At 40.7% G+C, this 6,326-nt stretch carries 5 protein-coding genes, 1 tRNA gene and 2 rRNA genes; 6 read left to right on the top strand and 2 right to left on the bottom strand.

Annotated features, from left to right (window positions below; all coding sequences use genetic code 11):
- The 3 genes from J5J05_RS06350 to J5J05_RS06340 all read left to right on the top strand — a co-directional run.
- A 23S ribosomal RNA gene (locus tag J5J05_RS06350) occupies positions 1-1,363 on the top strand; the annotation flags it as partial.
- Positions 1,364-1,472: 109 nt separating this feature from the next.
- Positions 1,473-1,588, top strand: a 5S ribosomal RNA gene (rrf, locus tag J5J05_RS06345).
- 34 nt (positions 1,589-1,622) lie between these two features.
- Positions 1,623-1,695, top strand: a tRNA-Asn gene (locus J5J05_RS06340).
- 101 nt (positions 1,696-1,796) lie between these two features.
- Here the strand turns inward: J5J05_RS06340 and J5J05_RS06335 are convergent.
- Together J5J05_RS06335 and J5J05_RS06330 are read right to left on the bottom strand one after the other, a co-directional pair.
- Positions 1,797-2,099, bottom strand: coding sequence for a HesB/YadR/YfhF family protein (locus J5J05_RS06335; protein WP_208559841.1), 303 nt, complete (start codon positions 2,097-2,099; stop codon positions 1,797-1,799).
- 94 nt (positions 2,100-2,193) lie between these two features.
- The gene (locus tag J5J05_RS06330) at positions 2,194-3,057 is read right to left on the bottom strand and encodes an SDR family oxidoreductase (RefSeq protein WP_208559840.1); all 864 of its coding nucleotides are present in this window, start codon (positions 3,055-3,057) and stop codon (positions 2,194-2,196) included.
- Positions 3,058-3,208: 151 nt separating this feature from the next.
- Between J5J05_RS06330 and J5J05_RS06325 the strand changes: the two genes are divergently transcribed.
- The 3 genes from J5J05_RS06325 (at position 3,209) to J5J05_RS06315 (ending at position 6,175) form a co-directional block, all read left to right on the top strand.
- Entirely contained in the window at positions 3,209-4,336 is a 1,128-nt protein-coding gene (locus tag J5J05_RS06325; RefSeq protein WP_208559839.1) for a glycerate kinase, read from the top strand.
- Between the two features lie 24 nt (positions 4,337-4,360).
- Positions 4,361-4,915, top strand: a complete 555-nt coding sequence (locus J5J05_RS06320; protein ID WP_208559838.1) for a sugar O-acetyltransferase — start codon at positions 4,361-4,363, stop codon at positions 4,913-4,915.
- Between the two features lie 153 nt (positions 4,916-5,068).
- Entirely contained in the window at positions 5,069-6,175 is a 1,107-nt protein-coding gene (locus tag J5J05_RS06315) for an ABC transporter ATP-binding protein (RefSeq protein WP_208559851.1), read from the top strand.
- Positions 6,176-6,326: the final 151 nt, after the last annotated feature.

The raw sequence follows: 6,326 nt of genomic DNA, 5'->3' as shown, positions 1-6,326 counted from the left end.
GGACAAGTTGTGATGGGGAGGGAAATGATAGTACCGAAGTATCTGATGTCACACTGTCAAGAAAAGCTTCTAGTTAGAAGTAGGCTGCCCGTACCGCAAACCGACACAGGTAGTCGAGGAGAGAATCCTAAGGTGATCGAGAGAACTCTCGTTAAGGAACTCGGCAAAATGACCCCGTAACTTCGGGAGAAGGGGTGCTGACCATCTGGTCAGCCGCAGTGAATAGGCCCAAGCGACTGTTTACCAAAAACACAGGTCTCTGCTAATTCGAAAGAAGATGTATAGGGGCTGACACCTGCCCGGTGCTGGAAGGTTAAGAGGAAGGGTTAGCTTCGGCGAAGCTCTGAATTGAAGCCCCAGTAAACGGCGGCCGTAACTATAACGGTCCTAAGGTAGCGAAATTCCTTGTCGGGTAAGTTCCGACCCGCACGAAAGGTGTAACGATTTGGGCACTGTCTCAACGAGAGACTCGGTGAAATTATAGTACCTGTGAAGATGCAGGTTACCCGCGACAGGACGGAAAGACCCCATGGAGCTTTACTGTAGTTTGATATTGAGTGTCTGTACAGCTTGTACAGGATAGGTAGGAGCCAATGAAGCCAGGACGCCAGTCTTGGTGGAGGCAATGGTGGGATACTACCCTCGCTGTATGGCCACTCTAACCCGCAACCGTAATCCGGTTGGGAGACAGTGTCAGATGGGCAGTTTGACTGGGGCGGTCGCCTCCTAAAAGGTAACGGAGGCGCCCAAAGGTTCCCTCAGAATGGTTGGAAATCATTCGCAGAGTGTAAAGGCAGAAGGGAGCTTGACTGCGAGACTTACAAGTCGAGCAGGGACGAAAGTCGGGCTTAGTGATCCGGTGGTTCCGTATGGAAGGGCCATCGCTCAACGGATAAAAGCTACCCTGGGGATAACAGGCTTATCTCCCCCAAGAGTTCACATCGACGGGGAGGTTTGGCACCTCGATGTCGGCTCGTCGCATCCTGGGGCTGTAGTCGGTCCCAAGGGTTGGGCTGTTCGCCCATTAAAGCGGCACGCGAGCTGGGTTCAGAACGTCGTGAGACAGTTCGGTCCCTATCCGTCGCGGGCGTTGGAAATTTGAGAAGAGCTATCCTTAGTACGAGAGGACCGGGATGGACACACCGCTGGTGTACCAGTTGTCTTGCCAAAGGCATCGCTGGGTAGCTATGTGTGGACGGGATAAACGCTGAAAGCATCTAAGCGTGAAGCCCCCTTCAAGATGAGATTTCCCATTCCTTTAAGGAAGTAAGATCCCTGAAAGATGATCAGGTAGATAGGCTGGAAGTGGAAGTACAGTGATGTATGGAGCGGACCAGTACTAATCGATCGAGGACTTAACCACAAAACGTGGCTTAAGAGTATGAAGGTGTTGAATCAAAACATGTTTGCGAACCATCAACTATCTAGTTTTCAGAGAACGGAGTTCTCTTATAAAAGAAAAAGAGTCATTGTGCGGTAATGATGGCGGGAAGGATCCACCTGTTCCCATTCCGAACACAGCCGTTAAGCTTCCCAGCGCCGAGGATAGTGAGGGGTTTCCCCTTGTGAAAGCAGGACGTTGCCGTGCAGTTCTTTTTTTTTATCTAATACCATTTTTTGATTCCGCAATAGCTCAGTTGGTAGAGCGCGCGACTGTTAATCGCGTTGTCGCAGGTTCGAGCCCTGCTTGCGGAGTTTTTTTGTATCTTCAATTAAATTTTTATCGTTTAAAAAGGCAGTCATTCTCTACGGAGAATGACTGCCTTTTCTATATTCTATTTAGTTAGAATTTCATTTTAAGCTGTAACTGCATGGAAATGGTAGATAAGATCTTCTCGGTCATAATCAAAATCAATTTCGAGGTCGTATCCATTGAAGAACCATTCATCTTCTTTGCCCGCAAAATAAGTGATGCCGTTGATTTCCTTTTTAGCTAATGGTTCGCCTTCTGGTTGATCAACACTTAATCCTACAGAGAAGCCTTCATGTACTTCTGTATTACCATATGTTTTGCCAAAAAATCGTATTGCTTTTCCTTTATCCAATGCGAATTCTTCTTCAAACCATTGAACGGCTTTTTCAGTTAACGCTAATTTCATGTTATCACTCCTCTCCTTATCTATCATAATCTAATAAGAGGAAACTGTCTTCTTTTTTTACCTTAAAATTAGAGTATTCTGAGCAAACCAGTATTTAAGATTGAATAGCTTGTTTAACTGCTTCAGATAGTGTAGTTTCTTTTCCAATTAGTTCTTTTAAATCGTTACTAGTTTGTTGAATGTCACCTTCGGAAATTGAATCATATAAGGCAACTGTGAATTGTGCAACAGGTTCTGGTAATCCTGTAGAAGTGAAATAATCGAAAGCTTCTTTTTGAGAAACGGCTTGATAGGTTACTTCTTTGCCACTAACATGACTTAAGGTATCTGCTAGTTCTTGAAAAGACCAAGTTTCAGAGGCAGCTAATTCGACGACTTCATTCTCATTACTTTCTTTCATCAATAACGCAGCAGTAGCTTTTGCAAGATCTTCTCTACTAGCTGTATTCAAGCGACCATTACCTGTGTTTGAAACAAGTTTTCCATCAGAGATTGCTTGGTTTAAAGAAGGGTTTATAAAAACATCTGTATAAAGTGGATTTCTTACAAAAGTATACTGGAGTCCAGAAACTTTGATCATTGCTTCGGTTGCAATATGAAGTTTGGCTAATGGTATCGTAGAGTGATCAGCGTTCGCAAAACTAGTATAGTAAATGCGTGAAACACCAGCATCTCTAGCAGCTTTTACTACAGTTGCATGTTGAACAACTCTTTCCATATCATCGTTGCTAGGACTAGAAATAAACAAGAGTTGATCTATTCCTTTAAAAGCAGCTAGTAAAGAATCAAAGTTATCGTAATTAGCCTCTCTTGATTCAACAGATTCATCTAGCATGTTGTTTGCTTTTTCTTGATCACGAACGACTGCCACGATTTTTTCATTTGCTTTTTTTTCAATAAGTGTTTGGATAACTTGTCTTCCTAAGTGACCGGTAGCACCTGTAATTGCGATTGTCATATTGTAAACCTCCATTTAACTTTTAGCACTTATAATAAGTAAGTTATGATTCATTTTAAGTATAATGATGAGGGATGTCAAATGAATATAATGTATACTTCTTTAAAAGATTTGGTATGATAGCGAAAGGAAATTTTTAGAGGAGTTGAAGATGATGATCAATATTGTTATCGCATCAGATTCGTTCAAAGGTAGTGCAAGTTCGTCGCTCGTTGCAGATTCTATAGCAAAAGGCATAATGAATGTTTCAGAAGAGGTGAATATTGATAAATATAGCATTGCTGATGGAGGAGAAGGAACGGTTGAAGCTGTTATTGAAATGGTTGGGGGTACTTATCACTACGAAATGGTTACTGATCCTTACGGCGGAAAAGTGAAGGCTCGATATGGTATGATTGACCATCATACAGCCATTGTTGAGATGGCAGAAGCAAATGGTCTACAATTTAAGCAAATGAACAGTAATCCAAGCATTTCTAGCTCTTACGGGACAGGGGAATTAATGTTAGCTGCGATAAATAAAGGAGCTAATCATATATATTTAGGACTAGGTGGGAGTGCCACCATTGATGGTGGCATCGGTATGATTCAAGCGCTCGGGGTAAAGTTACTGGATAAACAAGGTCTACCTATTGGTAGTGGGATTGAAGCGTTAAGGCATTTAGATAGAATAGATACCCGTTCTATAGATCCGAGAGTAAACCAATGCCAATGGACAGTATTATCAGATGTAACAAATCCTTTAACGGGTCCAAGCGGTTCGATTGCTGTTTTTGGATCTCAAAAAGGGGTCGAGGAAGCCAAAAGTATATTCTATGATTCATTGTTAAGTCGGTTTGCTGAAAAAGTGAATAATGGACTGTACTTTAAAGAAGTACCTGGAGCGGGTGCTGCTGGTGGATTAGGCTTTGCTCTACTTGCATTTTGTGGAGCTCACTTGAAAAGTGGTATTCAGGAAATGATTCGGTTGATTGGTTTAGAAAAAGCGATTGAGCAGGCTGATTTGGTAGTAACAGGTGAGGGTAAAATGGATGGTCAATCTGTCCATGGGAAAGCACCTATAGGAATAGCAAAGTTGGCGAAAAAATATCAAGTACCTGTTGTAGCGGTTGTGGGTGGAAGAGAATCAAATCTTTCAGTTATTTATGAAAGTGGCATAGATTTAGTTATTGATATTATCACGCGTCCGATCCTTTTAAAAGAAGCGATGGAAAATGTTGAAGAATTATTGATTGAAGCAGGAGAAAGTGTTTATAGAGCGTACAGATTAGGAAATTAAATTCAGAATAAAGGGGTAGAGTAAATGCAAACAGAAAAAAACAAAATGATTGCTGGGAAACACTACAAACCAGGTGATGAAGAACTTGTTAAAGCAAGAGTAAGAGCGCATACACTAGCAAAAGAATATAATCAGTTGCCGGTAGAACAGGAAAGAACAGAGCGGATCAAAGAATTGTTTGGCTATACGGGCAATAAATTACATGTAGAACCAGGATTGAGAATAGATTATGGATTCAATGTGAGTGTTGGAGAAATGTTTTATGCTAACTTTGACTTGGTGCTACTGGATACTTGTCCGATTGTAGTTGGAGATAATGCAATGTTTGGACCAAGAGTCAGTCTCGTGACACCAGAACATCCACTTGATCCTGTAGAACGAAATTCGGGTATTGAATTTGGTCGTCCGATAACGATTGGCGATAATTGCTGGATTGGTTCAGATGCAACCATTATCGGAGGCGTTACTCTTGGAAATAATGTGGTTGTAGGCGCTGGATCAGTAGTAACCAAATCTTTTGGAGATAATGTCGTCATTGCAGGAAACCCTGCAGGTGTCATTAAAACAATTGAACCATAAATCATCAGTTTAAATATTTTGGTCAACGTGCACAAAAGCGCCTTCATTATTTGTGCACTTTACCGTAGAGAAATAAAACCGTTTACATTAGAATGAATCATGTAAAGAAGATAAACGATATCATATAAAACTAAAAGAGGAATGGTGGATACAATGGTAGAAATCGCTTTAAAAAATATTTATAAGAGTTATGACAATTCAGAAGATTATGCGGTATCAGATTTTGATATGAAAATCAAAGATCGCGAGTTTATTGTTTTTGTTGGGCCATCTGGTTGTGGTAAATCAACAACATTACGTATGATTGCTGGACTAGAAGAAATTTCTGAAGGCGAATTATGGATCGGCGATACATTAATGAACGATGTGGCACCAAAAGATCGCGATATCGCGATGGTATTCCAAAACTACGCGCTATATCCGCACATGACTGTTTTCGATAACATGGCATTTGGACTTAAATTACGTAAGTACAAAAAAGATGAAATCAAAAAACGTGTAGATAACGCTGCAGAAATACTTGGACTTACACCACTTCTTGACCGTAAACCTGCTGCTTTATCTGGTGGACAACGTCAGCGTGTTGCTTTAGGACGTGCGATTGTTCGTGATGCAAAAGTATTCCTTATGGATGAGCCTTTATCAAACTTAGATGCTAAATTGCGTGTAGCGATGCGTGCCGAAATCGCAAAATTACATCAACGTTTGAACACAACATCTATTTACGTAACACATGATCAAACTGAAGCGATGACAATGGCAGATAGAATCGTTATCCTTAAAGATGGCTTCATTCAGCAAATCGGAACACCTAAAGAAGTTTACGATTTCCCAGTAAATGTTTTCGTTGGTGGGTTTATTGGATCTCCAGCTATGAACTTCTTCAATGTAACACTTAATGGAAACAGAATTTCTAATGGTAATGGTATGGAAGTTGAAGTACCAGAAGGTAAGTTAAAAATGCTTCGTGAAAAAGGCTATACAGATGGTGCTAAACTTGTTTTTGGTATCCGTCCTGAAGATATTCATAGCGAACAAGTAGCGCTAGATGCTTCACCAAATACAATCATTACTTCTAAAGTTGCAGTTTCAGAACTATTAGGAGCTGAAACAATGTTGTATTCTGAAATTGGTGGCGTTGAATTTATCGCTCGAGTAGATGCACGTGACTATCATAAACCGGGTGAAAACGTAGATTTAGCTTTCGACATGGGTAAATCACACTTCTTTGATACTGAAACAACGAATGTGATTCGTTAAATCTTATTATAAATAGAAATCCCCCCCTCCAAACGAGTGAAGTTGGAGGGGGTTTTTTAATAAGTAAAGGAGAAAAAAGATACATTAAATTTTGAATATAGTGCATAAACATACATATGATTATTCTATATGAGCGGTAGTGAGTACCGCT

Source organism: Marinilactibacillus kalidii (assembly GCF_017599325.1).
Classification (GTDB): domain Bacteria; phylum Bacillota; class Bacilli; order Lactobacillales; family Carnobacteriaceae_A; genus Marinilactibacillus; species Marinilactibacillus kalidii.
The sequence above is the reverse complement of the archived record's forward strand: the minus strand, read 5'-3'. Positions and strand labels throughout refer to the sequence as shown.